Raw genomic sequence first — 26,169 nt, 5'->3', positions numbered from 1 at the left:
ATGGTTCCGCTCTTACAGCGGCTCACTTTGGAAAAGCCCCAAAGTAAGCAAAGGGCTCTGCCCCGCCTGTCGGCACCTCGCCTAGGCTCGGTGTTCCCTCACTCCGGCATTGCTCCGCGGGCCGCCGCGACGGGCCATCCATGGCCCGGCGCGGCTAAACCGGCGTCCTGCCGGTTTACCCGCTCCGCAATACCTGCGTTCGGCCTCGGGCTTATTGGGGCAGTCAGATCAAAAKCAAAAGCAAAAGCAAAAGCACAGCGGCCTMCCGGCCGGCTTGAGTGTTAAAAGCCAGATCAAAAGCCAGAGCGAAAACMGATCTGCTTTTCTGTGGGAGCGGGCTTGCTCGCGAAAAACCTGAGAGCGCCGCGTTCATCCAGGATGCCCGCGTCATCGTTAACGACCTTCGCGAGCAAGCCCGCTCCCACATTTTTTGGACCGTGCCCGCTTTAGATTTTGATTTTGCTCTTCAACACTCAAGCCGGCCGGTAGGCCGCTGTGCTCTTGCTTTTGATCTTGATTTTGATCTTAGGCGCCCCGTTAAACCACGCTGGCCGAACGCAGGCTTTGGAGCGTGGGTAACCTGGCAGGACGCCAGGTTAGCCGTCCTGGGCCAAGGATGGCCCATGACGGCGGCCCACGGTCCAAAGCCGGAGTGAGGGCACACCGAGCCNNNGCGAGGAGCCGAGTGGTGGGGCAAGAGCGTTTTGCTTACTTTTGCGCTCTTCAAAAGTGAGCCGCTGTAAGAGCGGAACCGATATCAGCCATCACCCAAATAACGGATATGCCCCCCATCCAACAAATACGAAAGTTCCCCCACGCCAGCCGCTTTGTCCCCGCTTCCCATGTCACCCCCCACCCCCCGAATCCTCTAATTTCCCAACCCTGCGGGAAGCCTCCCGGCCCACGACTGCGCCCGCGCTTTAAACCGGGCCTCCCAGGCACTTACGCGACAGCTGAAAACGGACTTTCTCCTCAACCGTATCCGACTCAAAAAGCAGGTTACCCCATGCAGTTCAGCAAATTACTGGCAGCTCTTTCCACCCACCCGATCCGCCTGCAAATGGACGAAGGCGACCTGATCATCCTGGGTGACGACGACGCGCTGGATGACGCCCTATGGGACCAACTGATCGCCCACAAACCCCAACTGCTCGACCTCGTCGCCCAACACGGCGGCGACTGGCTCAGCCCGGCCTATCGCATCACCCCGGACATGCTGCCCCTGGTCAACCTCGACCAACCCGCCATCGACCGCATCGTCGCCGCGATCCCCGGCGGGGCGGCGAATGTGCAAGATATCTACCCCTTGGCGCCGCTCCAGGAAGGCATGCTCTACCACCATCTGTCAGCGCACCAGGGCGACCCCTACGTGCTGCACGCGCAGTTCGTGTTCGACAGCCGTGCCCGTCTTGAAACCTTCGCCCAGGCCTTGCAATGGGTCATCGACCGCCACGATATCCTGCGCACCTCGATGGCCTGGGATCGCCTCGACGAACCCCTGCAAGTCGTCTGGCGCAAGGCCTCGCTGGCCTGCGAAGAAGCCCGCCTCGACGGCGATGTACTGACCCAACTGCAAGCCCTCTACGACGCCCGCAACTACCGCATGGACCTCGGCCAGGCACCGCTGCTGCGCCTGGTGTTCGCCGAAGACCCGCGCAACCAGCGTGTGGTCGCCATGCTGCTGTTCCACCACACCATCCTCGACCACACCGCCCTCGACGTAGTGCGCCGGGAGATCCAGCTGCACCTCGCCGGCCAGACCGAACACGCCAGTGCACCGGTGCCGTTTCGCAACTACATCGCCCAGGTCCGCCATGGCGTCAGCGAACAGGCTCACGAAGCGTTCTTCCGCGAGATGCTGGCCGATATCGACGAGCCAACCCTGCCGTTCGGCCTGCAGGATGTGCAGGGTGACGGGCATGGCATCGACGAAACCCGCATTGCCGTCGACGGCGATCTAAGTCGCCGTCTAAGGGCCCAGGCGAGACCGTTGGGTGTCAGCCCGGCCAGCGTGATGCACCTCGCGCTGGCCCAGGTGCTGGGCAAGGTTTCCGCTCGCGAGGCCGTGATATTTGGCAGCGTGATGCTCGGCCGCATGGGCGCGGGCGAGGGTGCCGACCAGGCCCTGGGCATGTTCATCAATACCCTGCCGCTGCGGGTGGATGTAGGCGAACAAGGCGTGCGCGCCGCCGTGCACACCACCCACAAGCGCCTGACCGAACTGCTCGATCACGAACACGCCTCCCTGGCCCTGGCCCAGCGTTGCAGCGGTGTGGCCGCACCCACGCCGTTGTTCAGTGCCATCCTCAATTACCGTCACAGCGATGCCTCGGACACCCAGGCGGTGATCGACATCGCCGAAGGCATCCAGGTGTTGGGCGCCGAAGAACGCACCAACTACCCGCTGACGGTCAACGTCGATGACCTGGGCGAAGGCTTTGCCTTTACCGTGATGGTGGACGCCTCCATCGGCGCGACGCGCATTGCCGGTTACCTGCACACCGCCCTGGAAAACCTGGTGCTGGCCCTGGAACAAACGCCAGATGCACCGTTGCACAACCTGGGCATCCTGCCTGCCGCCGAACGCCAGCATCTGCTGCATGGCCTTAACGCCAGCACCCAGCACTACGCCGATTCAGCCCTGATCCACCAGCAAGTCGAAGCTCATGCCGCCAGCCATCCCGAAGCCATCGCGCTGCGCTTTGAACACGAACACCTGAGCTACCGCGAGCTGAACGAGCGCGCCAACCAGGTTGCGCATTGCCTGCTCAAGCATGGCATCCGCCCCGACGACCGGGTGGCGATCTGTGTCGAACGCGGGCTGGAAATGATCATTGGCCTGCTGGGGATTCTCAAGGCTGGTGCGGGTTATGTGCCGATCGATCCGGCCTACCCGCTGGACCGTATCGCCTACACCCTGAAAGACAGCGCGCCGCTGGCGGTGCTGGTGCAGGACGACACCCGCCACTTGGTGGGCGACGTCACGTCGATCGACCTCAACAGCCTGCAGCACGAGCCCATCGTCAACCCCAACGTTGCAATCAGCGCGTCCAGCCTTGCCTATGTGATCTACACCTCCGGCTCCACCGGCCTGCCCAAGGGCGTGATGATCGAACACCGCAACGTCGCGCGACTGTTCAGCGCCACCGAGCACTGGTTCAAGTTCAACGCCAATGACACCTGGGCGCTGTTCCACTCGTTTGCCTTCGACTTCTCGGTGTGGGAGATCTGGGGCGCGCTGATGCATGGCGGGCAGTTGCTGGTGGTGCCGCAACTGGTCAGCCGCTCGCCGGACGAGTGTTACGCACTGCTGTGCGAAGCCGGCGTCAGTATTCTCAACCAGACGCCGAGCGCGTTCCGCCAGTTGATCGCGGCACAGGGCCGCAGCCAGCAACTGCACTCGCTGCGCCAGGTGATCTTCGGCGGTGAAGCCCTGGAACCGGGGATTCTCAAGCCGTGGTACGCCCGGGTGACCAACGCTGGTACGCGGTTGGTCAACATGTATGGCATCACCGAAACCACCGTGCACGTGACCTACCGTGCCCTGGAGGCGGCGGATGCACAGCGGGTGGGCGTGAGCCCGATTGGCGTGCGCATTCCCGACTTGCAACTGTATGTGCTGGACGCCCGCCGCGAACCGGTGCCGAGCGGCGTAGTCGGGGAGTTGTACGTCGGCGGTGCCGGCGTGGCGCGGGGTTATCTCAACCGCGATGAGCTGACGGCCGAACGTTTTCTGACGGATCCCGCAACCGGCCTGCGCCTGTACAAGACCGGTGACCTCGGCCGGATGCTGGCCGACGGCAGTGTCGAGTACCTGGGGCGCAACGACGACCAGGTGAAGATTCGCGGTTTCCGTATCGAACTGGGGGAAATCGAAGCACGCCTGGCCACCTGCGAAGGTGTGCGCGAAGCCGTGGTGATTGCCCGCGAAGACGAAACGGGCGACAAGCGCCTGGTGGCCTACGTGATTGCCCAGCCTGAACACACGCCCACTGCCGCTGAGCTGCGTGACCACCTGCTGCTGTCCCTCGCCGAGTACATGGTGCCCAGCGCCTTTGTGCTGCTCGACGCGTTCCCGCTTACCACCAACGGCAAGCTCGACCGCAAGGCCTTGCCGGCACCGGACGCCGATGCCCTGGCCCGTCGTGGTTATGAAGCGCCACAAGGCGCGGTGGAAACCGCGATCGCGAATCTCTGGCAAGACCTGCTCAAGGTCGACCGGGTCGGGCGCCAGGACAACTTTTTCGAGCTGGGCGGCCATTCGTTGCTGGCGGTCAAGCTGATCGAGCGCATGCGCCAGCTCGAGCTGAGCGCCGATGTGCGGGTGCTGTTCGGCCAGCCGACCCTGGCTGCGCTGGCCGCTGCGGTGGGCGGGCAACATGAAGTGCAGGTCCCGGCCAACCTGATCGGCGAAGCGACGCGGCACATCACCCCGGACATGCTGCCGCTGGTGAATCTCGACCAGCAGGCCATCGACCATATCATCGCCAGTGTCCCCGGCGGCATCGCCAACGTGCAGGACATCTACGGCCTGGCCCCGTTGCAGGCCGGCATCCTCTACCACCACCTGGCAACCACCGAAGGCGATCCCTACGTGTTGCAGGTGCAGTTCAGCTTCAGCGGCCATGAGCCGGTCGAGGCGTTTATCCGTGCGCTGCAAAGTGTGATCGAGCGCAACGATATCCTGCGTACCGGGATTGTCTGGGAAGGCCTGGACGAGCCGGTACAGGTGGTCTTGCGCCAGGCGCTGCTGGTGGTTGAGCAGGTTGAAGCCGATCCTTCCAGTGCCGTATTGGCGCAACTGCAGGAACGCTTCGACCCACGCCACTACCGCCTCGACCTGTCCCGCGCCTCGTTGATGCGGTTTGCCTACGCCGAGGATCACGGCCGTTACGTCGGCATCCTGCTGCTGCACCACATCCTGCTGGACCACACCGCGTTGCAGGTGCTGGTGGAGGAAATGAGCGCGAGCCTTGCAGGCGAAACCTGCTTGCTGCCCGACGCCGTGCAGTACCGCAACTACGTGGCCCAGGCGCGCCTCGGTGTGAGCGCTGCGCAGCATGAGACATTCTTCAGCGAAATGCTCGGCGACATCGACGAGCCGACCCTGGCCTTCGGCTTGCAGGACGTGAACCGCGACGGCAGCGGTGTGTGCGAAGCGCACGTGGCATTGGAACCGGCCCTCAGCCTGGGCCTTCGCGAGCAGGCCCGGCAACTGGGGGTGAGTGCCGCAAGCCTGGTGCACCTGGCATGGGCCCAGGTCCTCGGCCAGGTCTCGGGCCAGGACGACGTGGTCTTCGGCACCGTGCTGCTGGGCCGGCTGCACGGCGGCGAGGGCGCCGACCGGGCGCTGGGAATGTTCATCAATACCTTGCCGTTGCGGGTCAGTGTCGGCGCGGTGGGCGTGCAGGCTGGCGTGCGCGCCACCCATGCGCGGCTGGCACAGTTGCTGGGGCATGAACATGCCTCCTTGTCCCTGGCCCAGCGATGCAGTGGCGTGTCCGGTGCGCTGCCGTTGTTCAGCACCTTGCTCAACTACCGCCACAGCGCGCCGGGTGAAGCGCCGGGCGCCAGCCCGTTCGCCGACGCCGGGATCGAAATCCTCAGTTCCGAGGAGCGCAGCAACTACCCGCTGGTGCTGAACGTCGACGACCTCGGCGCAGGCTTTGCCTTGACCGTGCAAGGCGTGGCGGAGGTGGATGTGCAGCGCGTCGGCGACTACATGCTCAGCGCCTTGCGCAACCTGGTCACGGCACTGCAACAGGCGCCGACCACACCGCTGCATCAAGTGTCGATCCTGCCAGCCGCCGAGCGGCATCAAGTGCTGGTGGATTTCAACGCCACTGCTCGCGCCTACCCGGCTGCGCACACCGTGCACGGGATCTTCGAAGCCGGCGTCCTGACCAGCCCCGACGCGCTGGCGGTGGTACACGGCGACGTGTCGCTGACGTACCGCGAACTCAACCTGCGGGCCAATCGCCTGGCCCACTATTTGATCGACCAGGGTGTAAAACCGGGCGACAGCGTGGCCATCGCGCTGCCACGTTCCATCGACCTGCTGGTCAGCCAACTGGCCATCCTCAAGTGCGCGGCGGTGTACGTGCCGCTGGACATCAATGCGCCGGACGAACGCCAGGCGTTCATGGTGCAGGACAGTCATGCCGGGCAGGTGCTGCGTGATCTCGACGGGCTGAACCTCGACAATCAGCCGACCCATAATCCGAACCTGTCCCAGTCTGCCGAAAGCGTGGCGTACATCATGTACACCTCCGGCTCAACCGGTGCGCCCAAGGGCGTGCAGGTGCCCCATCGCGCCGTCTCTCGATTGGTGATCAACAACGGCTACGCCGACTTCAATCACCGCGACCGGGTGGCCTTCGCCTCGAACCCGGCGTTCGACGCCAGCACCCTCGATGTGTGGGCGCCGTTGCTCAACGGCGGCTGCGTGGTGGTGGTCGAGCATGCCACGTTGCTGTCCCAGGCCGCGTTTGGCGCCCTGTTGCAGGAGCAATCCGTCAGCGTGTTGTGGATGACCGCCGGGCTGTTCCATCAGTACGCCGACGGGTTGATGCCGATGTTCCGGCAACTGCGCTACCTGATCGTCGGCGGCGATGTGCTCGACCCGCAGGTGATCGCCCGGGTGCTTGAGCACGGCGCGCCGCAGCACCTGCTGAATGGCTATGGCCCCACCGAAGCCACGACGTTTTCCACCACCTTCGAGATCAAGTCGGTGGGTGAGGGCGGTATTCCGATTGGTCGACCGATTGGCAACAGCCGTGCCTACGTGCTGGATGCACGGCAGCAGCCGGTGGCGTTGGGCGTGGTTGGCGAGCTGTACATCGGTGGCGCGGGTGTGGCCAAGGGTTACCTGAACCAGCCGCAATTGACCGCCGAGAAATTTATCGTCGACCCGTTCGGCGATGGGCTGCTGTACCGCACCGGCGACCTGGCGAGCTGGCAGGCGGACGGCACCTTGCTGTACCAGGGCCGCAATGACCATCAGTTGAAAATCCGGGGTTTCCGTATCGAGCCGGGTGAAATCGAAAGCTGCCTCGCCAGCGTTTCCGGCGTCAAAGACACGGTGGTGCTGGCCCGTGAAGATGAGCCAGGCGACAAGCGCCTGGTGGCTTACTACACCGCCCAGGCGCCGCTGAGTATTGAAGCGTTGCGAGCGCACCTGCAAAGCCGGCTGCCGGACTACATGGTGCCGTCGGCCTATGTCTGGTTGGAACTGTTGCCGCTGACCGCGAATGGCAAGCTGGACCGCAAGGGCCTGCCTGCGCCGGATCAGGCGTCGCTGCTCAGCCGTGGTTTCGAAGCCCCGGAGGGCGAGGTGGAAACCCTGCTGGCGCAAATCTGGCAGGACGTGCTAAAGGTCGAGCGTGTCGGGCGTTTTGACCACTTCTTTGAACTCGGCGGCCATTCGTTGCTGGCGGTGAGCCTGATCGAGCGCATGCGCCAGGCCGGCCTGAGCGCCGATGTGCGGGTGCTGTTCAACCAGCCAAGCCTGGCGGCGCTGGCGGCGGCGGTGGGCAGTGGCCGGGAAATCGTGGTGCCGGCCAACGGCATTGCGCCTGGCTGCGAGCACATCACGCCGTCGATGCTGACCCTGGTCAAGCTGGACCAGCCGGCCATCGACCGCATCGTGGCGACGGTGCCCGGCGGTGCGGCCAATGTGCAGGATATCTACCCGCTGGCGCCGTTGCAGGAAGGCATCCTCTACCACCACATCAGCGCCGAACAGGGTGACCCCTACCTGCTGCAATCGCGCATGGCGTTTGACAGCGTCGAGCGTTTGCAGGCCTTCATGGGCGCGCTGCAAAAGGTCGTGGCGCGCCACGATATCCTGCGCACCGGCGTGGTGTGGGAAGGCTTGGACAGCCCGGTGCAAGTGGTGTGGCGCCAGGCCGAACTGGTGGTGCAGAACATCCCGCTGGACCCGGCCGATGGTGATGTGATCGAACAACTGCACGCGCGTTTTGATGCCCGCCACTATCGCCTAGATATCACCCAGGCGCCGCTGCTGCGCATGGTGTATGCGCAGGACCCGGCCAACCAGCGGGTCGCGGCGATCCTGCTGTTCCATCACCTGGCACTGGACCACACCGCCATGGAAGTGGTCGGCCAGGAAATGCGGGCGTTCCTGTTCAACCAGGCCGATGACTTGCCGGCCGCGGCACCGTTCCGTCACTACGTGGCCCAGGCTCGCCTGGGTGTCAGCGCCCAGGAACACGAGCAGTTCTTCCGCGAAATGCTCGCCGATGTCGACGAGCCCACGCTGCCCTTCGGCGTGCAGGATGTGCAGGGCGATGGCCGGGATATCGAAGAGGCCGAATTGCCCGTCGATGCAGGGCTGGCGCTGCGGGTTCGTGAACAGGCGCGGCAACTGGGGGTCAGCGCTGCGAGCCTGATGCACCTCGCGTGGGCCCAGGTCCTCGGGCTGGTGTCGGGCCGTCAGGACGTGGTGTTCGGCACCGTATTGATGGGCCGCATGCAAGCCGGCGAAGGTGCCGACCGGGCATTGGGCATGTTCATCAACACCTTGCCGCTGCGGGTGGAGGTGGGTGCCGACGCGGTACGTGCCGGCGTCAAGGCGACCCACGCCCGGCTCAGTGCCTTGCTGGGCCATGAGCATGCGTCCCTGGCGCTGGCCCAGCGGTGCAGCGGCGTGCCGACCTCGATGCCGTTGTTCAGTGCCTTGCTCAACTACCGCCACAGCACCCCGGGCGAAATGGCCCGCGACGGCCACGGTATCTGGGAAGGTGTGCAGTTGCTCGGCGGCGAAGAGCGCAGCAACTACCCGCTGACCCTGAGTGTGGACGACCTCGGTACGGGCTTCGGCCTGACGGTACTGGCGCTGGAATCCATCGGCGCGCAGCGCCTGTGCGACTCCATGCACAGTGCGCTGGAGCAACTGGTGGAGGCCCTTGAGCACGCGCCGCAAACGCCGTTGCATCAGTTGCCGGTACTGCCTGCCCGCGAACGCGAACACCTGCTGCGCAGCTTCAACGCCACCGCCCGCGACTACCCGCAAGGGCAGACCCTGCACGGCGCTTTCGAAGCCCAGGCCCTGCGCCTGCCGCAGGCGGTTGCCGTGAGCCAGGACGGCCAGCACCTGACGTACCAACAGCTCAACCAACGCGCCAACCAATTGGCCCATCACCTGCTGGCGCTGGGCGTAAAGCCCGACGACCGTGTGGCGATCTGCTGCCGACGCGGCCCGCAGATGCTGGCGGGCCTGCTGGCGATTCTCAAGGCGGGCGCGGCCTACGTCCCGGTAGACCCGGCCTATCCGGCCGAGCGCATCGCTTACCTGCTGCAAGACAGCGCACCGGTCGCGGTCCTGGCCGAAGAGAGCACCCGTGGCGTGCTCGGTGATATCGCCATCGTCGATCTGCATGGCGCCTATCCCGACGGCACCAATCCCCACGTCGCCAGCCTGACCCCGGCGAACCTCGCCTATGTGATCTACACCTCCGGCTCCACCGGCCAGCCCAAAGGCGTGATGGTGGAACACCGCACCGTGGAAAACCTGGTGCATTGGCACTGTGAAGCCTTCGACCTGCAGGCCGGCAGCCACACCAGCAGCGTGGCCGGCTTCGGTTTCGATGCCATGGCCTGGGAAGTCTGGCCGGCATTGTGCGTGGGGGCGACCTTGCACCTGCCACCGGCCCATGTCGGCAATGAAAACATCGACGAACTGCTGGCCTGGTGGCTGGCCCAGCCGCTGGACGTGAGCTTCCTGCCCACCCCGGTGGCCGAGTACGCGTTCAGCCAGGACCTTGAGCACCCAAGCCTGCGCACCCTGTTGATCGGCGGTGATCGCCTGCGCCAGTTCAGCCATGAGCGACGTTTCGCGGTGATCAACAACTACGGCCCCACCGAAGCCACGGTGGTCGCCACCTCTGGCCGGGTGCGCGCCGGCCAGCCGCTGCATATCGGCAAGCCGATGGCCAATGCCACGGCGTACCTGCTGGATGCACAACAACGGCCGGTGCCGGTGGGTGTGGCCGGTGAGCTGTATGTAGGCGGCCGCGGCGTGGCCCGCGGCTACCTGAATCGCCCGGACCTGACCGCCGAGCGATTCCTCGATGACCCGTTCAACCCGGGCCGCATGTACCGCACCGGCGACCTGGCGCGCTGGCTGCCGGATGGCAACATTGAATATCTGGGCCGCAACGACGACCAGGTAAAAGTCCGGGGCGTGCGCGTCGAGCTGGGAGAAATCGAAACCCGCCTGGCCGCCGTCGACGGCGTCAAGGAAGCCGTGGTGCTGGTGCGCGACGGCCGCCTGGTGGCCTGGTTCACCGAACAAAAACCGCTGGTTATCGAAACCCTGCGCGCCGAGCTGCACAGCCAACTGCCCGAGGCCATGGTGCCGGTGGTCTACGTCAAACTCGACAGCTGGCCGTTGACCGCCAACGGCAAGCTTGACCGCAAGGCGCTGCCGGCACCGGATCAGGCCGCCGTGCTCAGCCGGGAATATGAAGCCCCACGCGGCGAAGTCGAGACCACCCTGGCGCGGATCTGGGCCGAGGTGTTGCAGGTGGAGCAAGTGGGCCGCCATGACCACTTCTTCGAGCTGGGCGGCCATTCCTTGCTGGCGGTAAGCCTGATCGAGCGCATGCGCCAGGCCGGCCTCAGCGCCGATGTGCGGGTGCTGTTCAGCCAGCCGACGCTGGCGGCATTGGCAGCGGCAGTGGGCAGTGGCCGGGAAGTGGTGGTGCCGGTGAATGCCATCGCCGCCGATTGCCCGCGCATCACGCCCTCGATGCTGCCATTGGTGGAGCTGGATCAGCCGATGATCGACCAGATCGTCGCCAGCGTGCCGGGTGGCGCCGCCAATGTGCAGGATATTTACCCGCTGGCACCGTTACAGGAAGGCATTCTTTACCACTACATCACGGCGGAGCAGGGCGATCCGTACCTGCTGCAATCGCACCTGGCATTCGATACCCAGGCGCGCCTGGACAGCTTCGCCCAGGCCTTGCAGCAGGTGATCGACCGCCACGACATCCTGCGTACCGGTGTGGTCTGGGAAGGCTTGGCGCAGCCGGTGCAAGTGGTGTGGCGCAAGGCTCGATTGACGGTCGAAGCGCTGCATCTGGACGGTGATGTGCTGGCCGGCCTGCATCAGCGTTTCGACGCCCGGCGCTACCGGCTGGACATCGCCCAGGCGCCGCTGATTCGCCTGATGTACGCCAACGACCCGGCCAATCAGCGGGTGGTGGCGGTACTGCTGTATCACCACATCGTGCTGGACCACACCGCGTTCGACGTGGTGCTGCGGGAAATGCAGGGCTACCTGCTGGGGCACCCCGCACCGCAGGCCGCGCCGATGCCTTATCGCAACTACGTGGCGCAGGCGCGACTGGGTGTCAGCGAGCAGGAGCATGAAGGGTTCTTCCGCGAGATGCTTGGCGATATCCACGAGCCGACGCTGCCGTTTGGCTTGCAGGATGTGCAGGGCGATGGTCGGGATATCGAAGAATTCACGCATCACCTGGACGCTGCCGTCAGCCGGCGCCTCAGGGCCCAGGCACGCCTGCTGGGCGTGAGCGCCGCGAGCCTGTTCCACCTGGCATGGGCGCAGGTGTTGGCGGTGACGTCGGGCAAGCCGAATGTGGTGTTTGGCACGGTGCTGGTCGGCCGGATGCAGGGCGGCGAGGGCGCGGACCGGGCCCTTGGCGTGTTCATCAACACCCTGCCATTGCGCCTGGATATCGACGGGCAAGGCGTGCGCGAGAGCGTGCGCAGCACCCATGCCCGGCTCACCGCGCTGCTGGGCCATGAACATGCTTCCCTGGCCCTGGCCCAGCGTTGCAGCGGGGTGGCGGCGCCGCTGCCGCTGTTCAGCTCGATGCTCAATTATCGCCACCGGGGCGGCGCCACCCGTTCACAGGAAGCACAGCACGCCTGGGAAGGCATGCAGACCCTGACCAATGACGGGCGCACCAACTATCCGTTGACCCTGAACGTCGATGACCTGGGTGATGGTTATGACTTCACCGCGTTGACCCCGGCCCAGGTGGGCGCACAACGGGTCTGCGGTTATATGCAGATGGCGTTGACCCAGTTGGTGGAGGCCTTGGAGCACGCGCCGCACCAGGCCCTTGACCGCCTGCCGATCCTGGGGGATGCAGAGCGTCAGCAACTGCTGTTTGATTTCAATGCCACCGAGGTTGACTACGACCTGGCGCAGACCCTGCACGGCCTGTTCGAGGCCCAGGTCGAGCGCACGCCGGATGCATTGGCGGTGAAGGCGGGTGAGCAATGCCTGACCTATGCCGAGCTGAACCAGCGCGCCAACCAACTGGCGCACCACCTGCGGGAACTGGGCGTGCAGCCGGATTCGCGGGTGGCGATTTGCGTCGAGCGTGGACTGGAGATGGTCATCGGTCTGTTTGCGATCCTCAAGGCCGGCGGTGGTTATGTGCCGCTGGACCCGGCGTACCCGCTGGATCGCCTCGCCTACATGCTGCAAGACAGCCAGCCCGCGGCGCTGCTGGTGCAGGGCGCTACCCGTTCGTTGCTGGGCGACGTGACGGTGCCGGTGGTGGACCTCGACCAGAACACCTGGGCGCACCAGCCGGTGTCCAACCCACAGGTTCCCGGGTTGACCGCGCGGCACCAGGCCTACGTGATCTACACCTCCGGCTCCACCGGCCAACCCAAGGGCGTGATCAACGAGCACGCGGGTGTGGTCAACCGCCTGCTGTGGATGCAGGACGCCTACGGCCTGAACGCCACTGATGCGGTACTGCAGAAAACCCCGTTCAGCTTCGATGTGTCGGTGTGGGAGTTCTTCTGGCCCCTGTTCACCGGTGCGCGGCTGGTCATGGCACGCCCCGGCGGGCACAAGGAGCCGGCTTACCTGTGCGAGGTGATCGCGGCAGAACAGATCACCACCTTGCACTTCGTGCCGTCGATGCTCGATGTGTTCCTGGCCCACGGTGATGTCAGCCAGGGCGCCGGGCTGCTGCGGGTGATGTGCAGCGGCGAAGCCTTGCCCGGCAGCCTGGTGCGGCGCTTCAAGCAGCAATTGCCCGGCATCGGCTTGTACAACCTCTATGGCCCGACGGAAGCCGCAGTGGACGTGACCGCCTGGAACTGCGCCAGGCCCGTGGTGCCGGACAACACGCCTATCGGCAAGCCGATTGCCAACACCCGCATGTACCTGCTGGATGCCCGGTTGCAACCGGTGCCGCTGGGCGTGGTGGGCGAGCTGTTTATCGCCGGTGTGCAAGTGGCTCGCGGCTACCTGCACCGTCCCGAGCTGACGGCCGAGCGCTTCCTCAAGGACCCGTTCAACCCCGGCCGGATGTACCGCACCGGTGACGTCGGGCGCTACCTGCCGGATGGCAATATCGAGTACCTGGGCCGTAATGACGACCAGGTGAAAATCCGTGGCCTGCGTATCGAACTCGGAGAAATCCAGGCGCGGCTGACCGAGTACCCACAGGTGAAGGAAGCGGCCGTGTTGGCCCGCGACGAACGCCTGGTGGCGTACTACACCGGCGTGCCAGCCGATATCGAACAACTGCGGACGCACCTGCTGGCGCGTTTGCCGGACTTCATGGTGCCTGCGGTATTCGTGTATCTGGACGCTCTGCCCCTGAGCCCCAACGGCAAGCTCGACCGCAAGGCCTTGCCGACGCCGGGTGTGGAATCACTGATCGTGCGCGAGTACGAAGCCCCGGTGGGCGCTACCGAAATCACCCTGGCGCGGCTGTGGGCCGAGCTGCTGAAGGTGGAGCGGGTCGGGCGTCACGACAACTTTTTCGAGCTGGGCGGGCACTCGTTGCTGGCCGTCAGCTTGATCGGACGCTTGCGTCAGGAAGGCATGGAAGCCGATGTGCGGGGCCTGTTCGAACAGCCGACCCTGGCCGGCTACGCCGCAATTACCGAACGAATGGAGATCGTCCTGTGAGCATCATCGAACTGTTGGCGACACTCAAGGCCAAGGATGTGCAACTGGCGCTCAAGGGCGATCAGTTGTCGGTGCAAGGCAACAAGCAGGCCCTGAGCGACGCGGCACTGGTGGCCTCGCTGCGCGAACACAAGCCGGCGCTGATCGAGCTGATCAAGGCCGGGGAGTACTCGGCCACCAAGGCCGGTGAGGTGCAGGTGCCGGCCAATGGCATTCCACCGGGCGCTACCTCGATTACCCCGCAGATGCTGAGCCTGTCGACCCTCAGCCAGGCGTCCATCGACCGTATCCTGGAGACCGTCGAGGGTGGCGTCGCCAATGTGCAGGACATCTACCCGCTGGCACCGTTGCAGGAGGGCATCCTCTACCACCATGTGAGTGCCGAACACGGCGACCCGTACATCATGCAGTCGCTGTTTGCCTTCGACAGCCTTGAGCGTTTCGAGGGCTTTGCCCTGGCCTTGCAACAGGTGATCGACCGTCACGACATCCTGCGGACCGGCGTGGTGTGGGAAGGCCTGGAAGAGCCGTCGCAAGTGGTCTGGCGCACGGCGCGCCTGCCGCTGCAGGCGATTGAACTGGACCCGGCAGACGGCGATATCGCCGCCCAGTTGCATCGCCTGTTCGATGGCCGCCACTACCGCATGGACGTGACCCGCGCGCCGCTGCTGCGCCTGGTGCGGGCCTGGGATGAAGCCGGCCAACGGGTGGTGGCGATGCTGTTGTTCCACCACATGGCCCTGGACCACAGCGCGCTGGAAGTGGTCTGCCACGAGATGCAAGCCTGCCTGCTGGGCAGGGCGGCTGAACTGGGCCAGGCGGTGCCGTTTCGCAACTATGTCGCCCAGGCGCGCCTGGGCATCAGCGAGCAGGAGCACGAAGGGTTCTTCCGGCAGATGCTCGGCGACATCAGCGAGCCGACCTTGCCCTACGGCCTGCAGGATGTGCAGGGCGACGGCGACAACATCCAGGAGATCAGCCTGCCGCTGGCCCCGCAGTTGAGCCGGCGCTTGCGCGCCCAGGCCCGGCAGTTGGGCGTCAGCGCCGCGAGCCTGTTCCACATGGGCTGGGCCCAGGTGCTGGGAGTGCTGGCGGGCAAGGAACAGGTGGTGTTCGGCACGGTGCTGATGGGCCGCATGCAGGGCAGCCACGACACCGACCGTGCCCTGGGGATCTTTATCAACACCTTGCCATTGCGGGTGGATGTAGGCGCCGAAGACGTGCGCACCGGGGTCAAGGCGACCCATGCCCGGCTGACCACCTTGCTGCGTCACGAACACGCGGCGCTGGCCCTGGCCCAGCGTTGCAGCGGTGTAGTGGCGCCGACGCCGCTGTTCAGCGCGTTGCTCAACTACCGCCATAGCGCTGGCGGCGCGAGCGCCGAAGCGGTCTCGGCCTGGCAGGGTATTCAAGCGTTGCGCTCCGAGGAACGCACCAACTACCCGTTGACCCTGAGCGTCGACGACCTGGGCGAAGACTTCAGCCTGAGCCTGTTGGCCTGCGCCCAGGTTGATCCGCAGCGGGTGTGCGCTTATCTGCAAACTGCCCTGGAGAATTTGGTACAGGCGCTGGAACAGGCACCCGAAACACCCTTGAATCGCTTGTCGGTGTTGCCCGAGGCGGAGCAGCGGCACTTGCTGGAGCAGTTCAACGCGACAGCCATCGACTTCCCCCAAGGCACCACCCTGCACGGGCGTATCGAGGCCCAGACCCTGCTGACCCCGGACGCGGTGGCCGCGGTGTATCAAGGCCGCCAGCTGACCTACGCCGAGTTGAATCAACAAGCCAACCTGCTGGCCCATCACCTGCTGGCGCTGGGGGTAAAACCCGACGACCGCGTGGCCATCGTTGCCCGGCGCGGGCTGGACACCCTGGCCGGGTTGCTGGCGATCCTCAAGTCCGGCGCCTGCTATGTACCGGTGGACCCGTCGCACCCGGCCGAGCGCCTGAGCTACCTGCTCGGCGACAGCGCCCCGGTCGCGGTACTGACCCAGCATGCACTGCTGGAGCGCCTGCCCGCGCTCGATGTGCCGGTGATCAACCTGGACCGTTTTACCTGGCATCACCATTCGGCGAGCAACCCGCAGGTGGCCGTCACGCCCACCAACCTGGCCTACGTGATCTACACCTCCGGCTCCACCGGCCTGCCCAAGGGCGTGATGGTGGAACATCACACCGTGGCCAACCTGGTGGACTGGCACTGCATCGCGTTTGACCTGTGCGCAGGCCGCCACACCGCGAGCGTTGCCGGGTTTGGCTTTGACGCGATGGCCTGGGAAGTCTGGCCGGCACTGTGCGTGGGGGCCACCTTGCACCTGCCGCCGGCCCACGACGGCGCTGAAGATATCGACGCGCTGCTGGACTGGTGGCGCGCACAACCGCTGGACGTGTGTTTCCTGCCCACGCCGGTGGCCGAATATGCGTTCAGCCAGAACATCGAGCACCCGACCCTGCGCACCTTGCTGATTGGCGGCGACCGCCTGCGCCAGTTCACCCGGGCCCAGCGTTTCGAGGTGATCAACAACTACGGCCCCACCGAAGCCACGGTGGTCGCCACCTCCGGGCGGATCGAGCCCGGGCAGCCGTTGCACATCGGCAAACCCATCGCCAATGCCACGGTTTACCTGCTGGACGAACAGCAGCGCCCGGTGCCCTTGGGGGTTGCCGGTGAACTGTATGTGGGCGGCAAGGGCGTGGCGCGGGGTTATCTCAATCGCCCGGAAATGACCGCCGAACGTTTCCTGGATGACCCATTCAATTCGGGCCGCATGTACCGCACCGGCGACCTCGCGCGCTGGTTGCCGGACGGAAATATCGAGTACCTGGGCCGCAACGACGACCAGGTGAAAATCCGCGGTGTGCGCATCGAACTGGGGGAAATCGAAACCCGCCTCAACCAGCTGCCTGGCCTTCAGGAAGTGGTGGTGCTGGCCCGTGAAGACCAACCGGGCCAGCCCCGGCTGGTGGCTTACTTCACCGAAAACCCGCAGTTCGAACCGCTTGAAGTGGGCGCGATTCGCGCCCATCTGGTGGCGCACCTGCCGGACTACATGGTCCCGGTGGCCTACGTGAAACTCGATGCGTTGCCCCTGACCGCCAACGGCAAACTGGACCGCAAGGCCCTGCCAAAGCCGGACCTGGCCGCCGTCTTCACCCGCGAATACGAGGCGCCCCACGGCGACATCGAAACCATGCTGGCGCAGATCTGGGCGGATGTGCTGCAGGTGCAGCGCGTGGGGCGCCAGGATCATTTCTTTGAGTTGGGCGGCCATTCGTTGCTGGCCATGCGCATGGTGTCCCAGGTTCGCCAGCAACTGGGGGTCGACCTGGCTCTGGGCGAACTGTTCGCCAACGCCGAACTGGCGGCGGTGGCGCAGGTCGTGGCCCAGGCCGGGCGCAGCACCTTGCCGGATATCCTGCCGGCGGCGCGGGACACGGAGTTGCCGTTGTCGTTTGCCCAGCAACGCCTGTGGTTCCTGGCGTTGATGGAGGGTGCCAACACCGCCTACAACATTCCCATCGGCCTGCGCCTGCGCGGGCAGTTGCACGTCGACGCGCTGCAACGGGCCCTGGCGCGGATCGTCGCGCGGCATGAGACCTTGCGCAGCCGGTTTGCCCAGCAGGATGACGACGCCCAGGTGCTGATCGTGCCGCCTGAAGAAGTGATGCCCCTGCAAGTCCAGGACCTGCGCCGCCACCCCGAAGCACAGCAGGTGCTCGACGCGTTGATCCAGGGCGAAGCCTCGGCGCCTTTTGATTTGCAGCGCGGCCCGCTGTTGCGCGGGCGCCTGGTGATCATGGCCGACGATCACCACGTGTTGCTGCTGACTATCCACCACATTGTGTCCGATGGCTGGTCCATGGGCGTGCTGACCCGCGAACTGATGGCGCTGTACCAGGCGTTCAGCCACGGTGAGGCTGACCCACTGCCGCCGTTGCCGATCCAGTACAGCGACTTTGCCGTATGGCAGCGCCTGTGGCTGAGCGGCGAAGTGTTGCATCGCCAGAGCAGCTATTGGCAACACACCCTGGCCGGTGCGCCGGCGTTGCTGATGTTGCCGACCGACCGTCCACGCCCGGCCCAGCAGGACTACGCCGGCAGCAGCGTCGACGTGCACCTGGATGAGCGCCTGAGCGCCGGGCTCAAGGCCCTCAGCCAGCGCCACGGCACCACGCTGTACATGGTGATGATGACGGCGTGGGCCTCGTTGCTCGCGCGTTTGGCCGGGCAGGAGGAAGTGGTGATCGGCTCGCCAGTCGCCAACCGCCAGCGGGCCGAGGTGGAAGGCCTGATCGGGTTGTTCGTCAACACCCTGGCAGTGCGCATTGATACCTCGGGCGAACTGAGCGCCGAGGCGCTGCTGGCGCGGGTCAAGGGGCTGGCGCTGGACGCCCAGGCTCATCAGGATCTGCCGTTTGAGCAGGTGGTGGAAATCACCCGGCCATTGCGCAGCCTGGCCCATAGCCCGCTGTTCCAGACGATGTTGACCTGGCAGGACAGTGACGCGCCGGTGCTGGCCCTCGGCGACCTGAGCCTTGAAGGCATTGTGGAGGACAGTCACTTTGCCAAGTTCGACCTGTCCCTGAACCTCGGCGAGATCCGGGGCGAAATTCGCGGCACCCTGGAGTACGCCATCGCGTTGTTCGACGAGTCGACCATGCAACGCTATGTCGGCTATTTCACCCGCGTGCTACAGGCCATGGTGGATAACGATCAGGCGGTGCTGGAGCAGGCTGACTTGCTGGACGATCAGGAGCGCCAGCATCTGCTGTTCGACTTCAATAACACCACAGTGGATTACAACCTCGACCAGACGCTGCACGGTATGTTCGAAGCCCAGGTGGCGAGAACGCCGGATGCGCTTGCGGTGAAGGCAGGCTCGGAGTGCCTGAGCTATCGCGAGCTGAACGAACGGGCCAATCAGTTGGCGCACCATCTGCGGGAGCTGGGTGTACAGCCGGATTCGCGGGTGGCGATTTGCGTCGAGCGCGGCCTGGAGATGGTCATCGGCCTGTTCGCAATCCTCAAGGCGGGCGGCGGTTATGTGCCGCTGGACCCGGCGTATCCGCTGGAACGTATCGCCTACATGCTCAAGGACAGCGCCCCGGCCGCCGTGCTGGTGCAGGGCGAAACCCGTTCGTTGCTGGGCGACGTCACGGTGCCGGTGGTGGACCTGGACCGGAACACCTGGCAGCACCAATCAACGTCCAACCCACGAGTGGATGGGCTGACCGCGCAGCATCAGGCCTACGTGATCTACACCTCGGGTTCTACCGGCCAACCGAAAGGCGTGATCAACGAGCACGAGGGTGTGGTCAACCGCCTGCTGTGGATGCAGGACGAGTACGGGCTGACTGCCCAGGACAGGGTATTGCAGAAAACCCCGTTCAGCTTCGACGTGTCGGTGTGGGAGTTCTTCTGGCCGCTGTTCACCGGCGCGCGGTTGGTGATGGCGCGTCCTGGCGGGCATAAAGACCCGGCCTACCTGTGTGAGGTGATCGAGGCGGAGCAGATCACCACGCTGCACTTTGTGCCGTCGATGCTCGATGTGTTCCTGGCCCACGGCGACGTCAGCCAGAGCGCCGGGATGGTGCGGGTGATGTGCAGTGGTGAAGCGTTGCCCGGCAGCCTGGTGCGCCGCTTCAAACAGCAGTTGCCGGGCATCGGTTTGTACAACCTTTATGGCCCGACGGAAGCGGCGGTGGACGTGACGGCGTGGGATTGCGCCGGGCCCGTCACGCCGGACAACACCCCCATCGGCAAGCCGATTGCCAACACCCGCATGTACCTGCTGGACGGGCAGTTGCAGCCTGTTCCATTGGGTGTGGTGGGCGAGCTGTTCATCGGCGGTGTGCAAGTGGCGCGGGGTTACCTGCACCGTCCTGAGCTGACTTCCGAGCGCTTCCTCAAGAACCCGTTCAGCGCGGGCCGGATGTACCGCACCGGCGACGTCGGGCGCTACCTGCCGGACGGCACCATCGAGTATTTGGGCCGCAATGACGACCAGGTGAAAATCCGTGGCTTGCGCATCGAACTGGGGGAGATCCAGGCGCGACTGCTGCAATTCCCGCAGATCAACGAAGCCGCCGTGGTCGCCCGCGATTCACGGCTGGTGGCTTACTACACCGGCGTGCCGGCGCAAATCGACGCTTTGCGCAGCCATTTGCTGGAACACCTGCCGGACTACATGGTACCGGCCACCTTCATGCACCTGGAGGCCTTGCCCCTGAGCCCCAATGGCAAGCTCGACCGCAAGGCACTGCCGGCGCCAGGCCTGGAATCGGTGAGCGCCCGGGAGTACGTCGCGCCTGTGGGGGAAACCGAAATCACCCTGGCCGGCCTGTGGGCGGATTTGCTCAAGGTGGAGCGTGTGGGTCGGCACGACCATTTCTTCGAGCTGGGCGGCCACTCGCTGCTGGCCGCCAGCCTGATTGGCCGCATGCGTCGGGTCGGGTTGTCGGCGGATGTGAAAGTGTTGTTTGGTCAACCCACCCTTGCAGCCTTGGCGGCTGCCGTGGGTGGTGGTCGCGAAGTGGTGGTGCCGGCCAATGGGATTGCCGCGGATTGCACGCGGATCACCCCGGACATGCTGACGCTGGTGAACCTGAAGCAACCCGCCATCGACCGCCTTGTCGCGACCATTCCCGGTGGCGCGGCCAACGTTCAGGACATTTACCCGCTGGCGCCGTTGCAGGCCGGGATCCTGTATCACCACCGCGCAGTGCAACAGGGTGACGCGTACCTGTTGCAGGCGCAGTTTGCCTTCGCCAGCGTCGAGCGCCTTGAAGCGTTTGCCCAGGCGTTGCAGGCGGTGATCGAGCGGCAGGATATCCTGCGCTCGTCGATGCACTGGGACGGGCTGGAAGAACCGGTGCAGGTGGTGTGGCGCCAGGCCTCGCTGCGGGTTGAGGCGATTCAGGCGACGGGCAATGTGCTGGAGCAATTGCAGGCGCGCTTCGAACAGCATCGGCTGAACTTGGCTCAGGCACCGCTGATGCGCCTGGTGTACGCCGAGGACCCGGCCAACCAGCGGGTGGTTGCGTTGTTGCTGTTCCATCATCTGGTGATGGACCACGTTGCGCTGGAGGTGCTGCAGCACGAGATGCAGGCGTGCTTGCTCGGCCGTCGCGAGCAGTTGGGTGCGGCGGTGCCGTATCGCAATTATGTGGCGCAGACGCGGTTGGGCATGCGTGAGGAAGAGCACGAAGCGTTCTTCCGCGAGATGCTCGGGGAGGTCGATGAGCCGACGCTGGCATTGAGTGCACCGGGTGAAGCGCAACAGGCACATTTGCGCGTCGACCCGCTGTTGAACGGGCGCCTGCGCACCCTGGCACGGCAGCTTGGGGTGAGTGCTGCGAGCCTGATGCACCTGGCCTGGGCGCAGGTGCTGGGTAAGGTTTCCGGCCGCGAGCAGGTGGTGTTCGGCACCGTATTGCTGGGCCGGCTGCAAGGCGGCGAAGGCGCCGAACGTGCCTTGGGCGTGTTCATCAACACCTTGCCGCTGCGGGTCGACCTGGGTGAGCGCACAGTGTACGCAGCGCTGATGGCCACCCACGCAAGCCTGACCCGGTTGCTCAGTCACGAACATGCGCCACTGGCCCTGGCCCAGCGTTGCAGCGGGCTGCCGGCCAATACGCCGTTGTTCAGCGTGCTGTTCAATTATCGCCACAGCGCCCCGCACGCTGGCGGCGTAGCCGAGGCGTGGCAGGGCATGCAGGTGCTCAAGGCCGAGGAACGTACCAACTTTGCGCTGTCCCTGAGTGTCGATGACCTGGGCGACGGGTTTGGCTTTGACGCCATGGGGCAGGGCGCGCCACGCCTCTGCGAGTACCTGCATGTTGCCCTGGAGCAACTGGTGCAGGCCCTGGAACAGAATGCAGGGGGCTCAATCAGCCAACTGTCGATTCTGCCGGCGGCGGAGCGTGAAAAACTGCGGATGGAATTCAACGCCACCCAGCGCGAATTCCCTCACGAACATACGGTGCAGCGTTTGTTCGAAGCCCAGGCCCAGGCACGCCCGGGTGCTATCGCAGTGGTGCATGGTGAACACACCCTGAGTTACGGCGCGCTGAACACCCGCGCCAACCAGTTGGCGCACCACCTGCGCAACCTGGGCGTGCAGCCCGGCGACCATGTGGCGATCCTGTTGCCGCGCTCGATTGACCTGTTGCTCAGCCAACTGGCAATCCTCAAATGCGCGGCGGCCTACGTGCCGCTGGACATCAACGCCCCGGCCGAGCGCCAGGCCTTTATGGTGCAGGACAGTGGCGCGGTGTGGCTGTTGACCCACAGCAGCGAGCCTGTCGCTTACCCGGCCCGACGTATCGACCTCGACACCCTGGCGCTGGACCCGCAACCGAGCCACAACCCGGACCTGTCGCAGTCCTCGGAGCGCGTGGCGTACATCATGTACACCTCCGGTTCCACCGGCACCCCCAAGGGTGTGCTGGTACCGCACCGGGGCATCACGCGGCTGGTGATCAATAACGGCTACGCCGATTTCAACGCCCATGACCGCGTGACGTTCGCTTCCAACCCGGCGTTCGACGCGAGCACCATGGACGTGTGGGGCCCCTTGCTCAACGGCGGCCAGGTGCTGGTGATCGACCATGCGACCTTGCTCGACCCCGGCGCGTTTGGCCGGGCACTGAAGGCGGGCGGGGCGACGATCCTGTTCGTCACCACTGCGCTGTTCAACCAGTACGTGCAATTGATTCCCGACGCGTTGGCCGGGCTACGCATCCTGTTGTGCGGCGGCGAACGGGCCGACCCGGCGGCGTTCCGCAGCCTGCTGGCCCAGGCGCCGGCACTGCGGCTGGTGCATTGCTACGGCCCGACGGAAACCACCACTTACGCCACCACGCATGAAGTGCAGGCCATCGCCGCCGATGCCGAAAGCGTGCCGATCGGCAGGCCGATTGCCAACACGCAAATCCACCTGCTGGATGCGCACTTGCAGCCGGTGCCGCTGGGCGTGGTCGGGGAAATCTGCATTGGCGGGCATGGCGTGGCCAAGGGGTACCTGAACCGGCCGGAGCTGACGGCCGAGAAGTTTGTCGATGATCCGTTTGGCGATGGCTTGTTGTACCGCACCGGCGACCTTGGGCGCTGGTCGGCGGCCGGACTGCTGGAGTGCATCGGGCGTAATGACGACCAGGTGAAGATCCGCGGCTTCCGCATCGAGTTGGGCGAGATCGAAGCACGCCTGGCCACCTGCAGCGGCATCAAGGATGTGGTGGTGCTGGCACGAGAAGATGCGCCGGGGGACAAGCGCCTGGTGGCGTACTACACCGGCGAGCCGCTGGCCATCGAAGTGTTGCGCAGTCATCTGCTGCAGCACCTGCCGGACTACATGGTGCCATCGGCCTATGTACCGCTGGAAAAAATGCCCCTGACAGCCAACGGCAAGGTCGACCGCAAGGCCCTGCCGATGCCCGCGCTGGAGGCATCGGCGAGCCGTGTGTTCGAGGCGCCGGCGAACGAGCTGGAACAGACCCTGGCACGCCTCTGGGCCGAGGTGTTGCGGCTGGAGCAGGTCGGTCGGCATGACAGTTTCTTTGAACTGGGTGGCCATTCGTTGCTGGCGATCCGGCTGGTCAACCTGATGGAAGAGGCGGGGCTTGAGGTGTCGTTGGCCGAGCTGTTCCAGCACGCCAGCGTGGCCTCGGTTGCCTCGATGCTCGGTCAGCGCACGGCGCGGGAGGACAACAGCTCGCTGATCACCATACGCGCCAGCGGCAGCCAGCCGCCGTTGTTCCTGGTGCATGAGTTCAGCGGCATGGACGTGTATTTCCCGGCGCTGGGTCGGCACCTGCCGGGGGACTACCCGATCTATGGCCTGCCCGGTGCACCCCTTGGCGAGGTGCAGTTGCAGACCATGGAAGGCCTGGCTGCGCGGCTGGTGGGGATCATCCGCTCGGTGCAGCCCCATGGGCCGTATCGGCTGGCGGGTTGGTCGTTCGGCGGGGTGTTGGCCTATGAAGTGGCGATGCAACTGCAGGGGCTGGACGAACCGGTGGCATTCCTCGGGTTGATCGACAGCTACGTGCCGCGCATGACCGACCAGGGCAAGGCGCGCTGGAGCGGGCCGGATGCCCTCAAGCGGCATTTGCTGTTGCAGTGCACGGCGTATTGGAAGGCACAGGGAGGTGTGGATGAGTTGGCGAGCCTTGAGCAACTGGAAGCGGACATTGGACAGCTGGACTTTGCGGGTTTGCTGCAACGCTGCCGCGATCGGCATTTGTTGTACGCGCAGATGGCGGCGGCTTCGGACGCGGACCTGTTGAGTTTTATCCAGCGGGAAGTCGGGCATGGGCATGCGTTGGCGCATTACAGCCTGTTCCCGATGCCGTTGGCGGTGCACTTGTTCAGCGCCGCCGAGCGGCCGACGGAGCTGTCGCGGCGCAGCCTGGATTTGGGATGGGATGAGGCACTGGCCGCGGGGCAATTGCGCCGCATTGAGGTGCCGGGGGATCACCAGAGCATGATGCAGGCACCGCATATCCAGGCGCTGGGGCAGGCGATGGTTGAGGCCCTGGCGTTGAGTGAGGCGCCGGCGGTGGCGGTGCATCAGCCGTTGTTGCGGATCCAGAGTGGTCGCGCCGGGCAGGCACCGATCTTCTGTGTACCGGGGGCGGGGGATAGCGTGACGGGGTTTGTGGGGTTGACCGAGGCGTTGGGCCGGGACTGGCCGATCTTTGGCTTGCAGCCCCGTGGGCTGGATGGGGAGGTGGTGCCCCATAGCCAGGTTGAGGCGGCGGCGCGCTGTTATTTGCAGGCCCTGGAGCAGGAATGTCCTTCGGGGCCAGTGCATTTGGTGGGGCATTCGTTTGGCGGTTGGGTGGTGTTCGAGATGGCCACGCGGTTGCAGGCTCAGGGGCGTGAGGTGGCGTCGTTGACGTTGATCGACAGCGAGGCGCCCGGGGGCAATGGGGTGGTGGGCCGGCCCTATACCACGACGGCGGCGTTGTTGCGGCTGATTGAGTCGATGCAGGTGGCTTCGGGTAAGTCCCTGGGGATTGATGCGGTGGATTTTGCCGGGCGCGATGAGGTGGCCCAGCGGCGGTTGTTTCATGGGGGGATGGTGGGGGTTGGGTTGTTGCCTGCGCGGTCTTCGGTGGAGGCGATGGATGGGCCGGCGCGCACGTATGCCTCGGCGTTGCGCACGGTTTATCGGCCTGGTCGGCGGTATGAGGGGGTGTTGCGGTTGGTGTTGGCGGAGGATCCGACCCTGGACGCGGCAGGGAATCAGCGGGAGCAGGGGTTGATGGTTGAGGGGTGGCGCGGGTGCGTGGGGGTGTTGGAGGTTTGGTATGGGCCGGGGAATCATTTTTCGCTGCTCAAGGCGCCGAACGTCTTTAGTTTGGCGGCTTGGTGGCGGGATGGGGTTGTGGTTGGGGAGCGGGTTTCGTGAGGACTTTTGATGGTGTACATATCCGTTGCTGCGGTAACGGCTACTTAGGGGTCCGCTCTTACAGCGGGTCACTTTTGGCAAACGCCCCAAAAGTAACCAAAAGGTCTTTGCCCCACCACTCGGTGCCTCGCCCAGGCTCGGCATGCCCGCACTCCGGCACGCTTGCGCGGGCCGCCGCGACGGGCCATCCATGGCCCGGCGCGGCTAAATCGGCATCCTTGCCGATTTACCCGCTCCACCGTGCCTACTTGCGGCCATCGTGGTTAACGGGGCCCGCAGATCAAGATCAAGATCAAAAGCACGGCGGCCTGAAAGCCGACCTGAGTGTTAGAAGCAAAGGCAAAAGCTGCTTTTCTGTAGGAGCTGGCTTGCCTGCGATGCAGACACCTCGGTGGATCAGGCAGACCCAGTTGATGCCATCGCAGGCAAGCCAGCTCCCACATTTGACCGTGCCCGCTCTTGATTTGGCTTGTGCCTTTGCTTCACCACACTCAAGCCGGCTCTCAGGCCGCTGTGCTCTTGCTTTTGATCTTGATTTTGATCTTAGGCGCCCCGTTAAACCACGCTGGCCGAACGCAGGCTTTGGAGCGTGGGTAACCCGGCAGGACGCCGGGTTAGCCGTCCTGGGCCAGGGATGGCCCATGACGGCGGCCCACGGTCCAAAGCCGGAGTGAGGGCACACCGAGCCTAAGCGAGGTGCCGAGTGGTGGGGCAAGAGCGTTTTGCTTACTTTTGCGCTTTTCAAAAGTGAGCCGCTGTAAGAGCGGAACCCATATCAGCCGTTACCAAAAAAACGGATATGTACTCCGAGCCAAAAGCCGGACC

The 26,169-nt window shown here is 65.0% G+C and carries 2 protein-coding genes; both read left to right on the top strand.

Translation table 11 applies throughout. The features are described from left to right. Positions 1–1,006: 1,006 nt before the first annotated feature. A complete protein-coding gene (locus tag JV201_RS18545) occupies positions 1,007–13,930 on the top strand; it encodes a non-ribosomal peptide synthetase (protein WP_219405869.1) in 12,924 nt (4,307 codons plus the stop codon). Then, the gene (locus tag JV201_RS18540; protein WP_219405868.1) at positions 13,927–25,344 is read left to right on the top strand and encodes a non-ribosomal peptide synthetase; all 11,418 of its coding nucleotides are present in this window, start codon (positions 13,927–13,929) and stop codon (positions 25,342–25,344) included. Before JV201_RS18545 ends, JV201_RS18540 begins: the two co-directional genes overlap by 4 nt. Positions 25,345–26,169 lie beyond the last annotated feature (825 nt).

Origin of the sequence: Pseudomonas sp. Colony2 (assembly GCF_019382755.1) — a bacterium.
Taxonomy (GTDB): domain Bacteria; phylum Pseudomonadota; class Gammaproteobacteria; order Pseudomonadales; family Pseudomonadaceae; genus Aquipseudomonas.
The sequence above is the reverse complement of the archived record's forward strand: the minus strand, read 5'-3'. Positions and strand labels throughout refer to the sequence as shown.

Excerpts from the sequence above, each read along its gene's own strand:
- JV201_RS18545 (WP_219405869.1), top strand. The coding sequence starts at position 1,007 with ATGCAGTTCAGCAAATTACTGGCAGCTCTTTCCACCCACCCGATCCGC.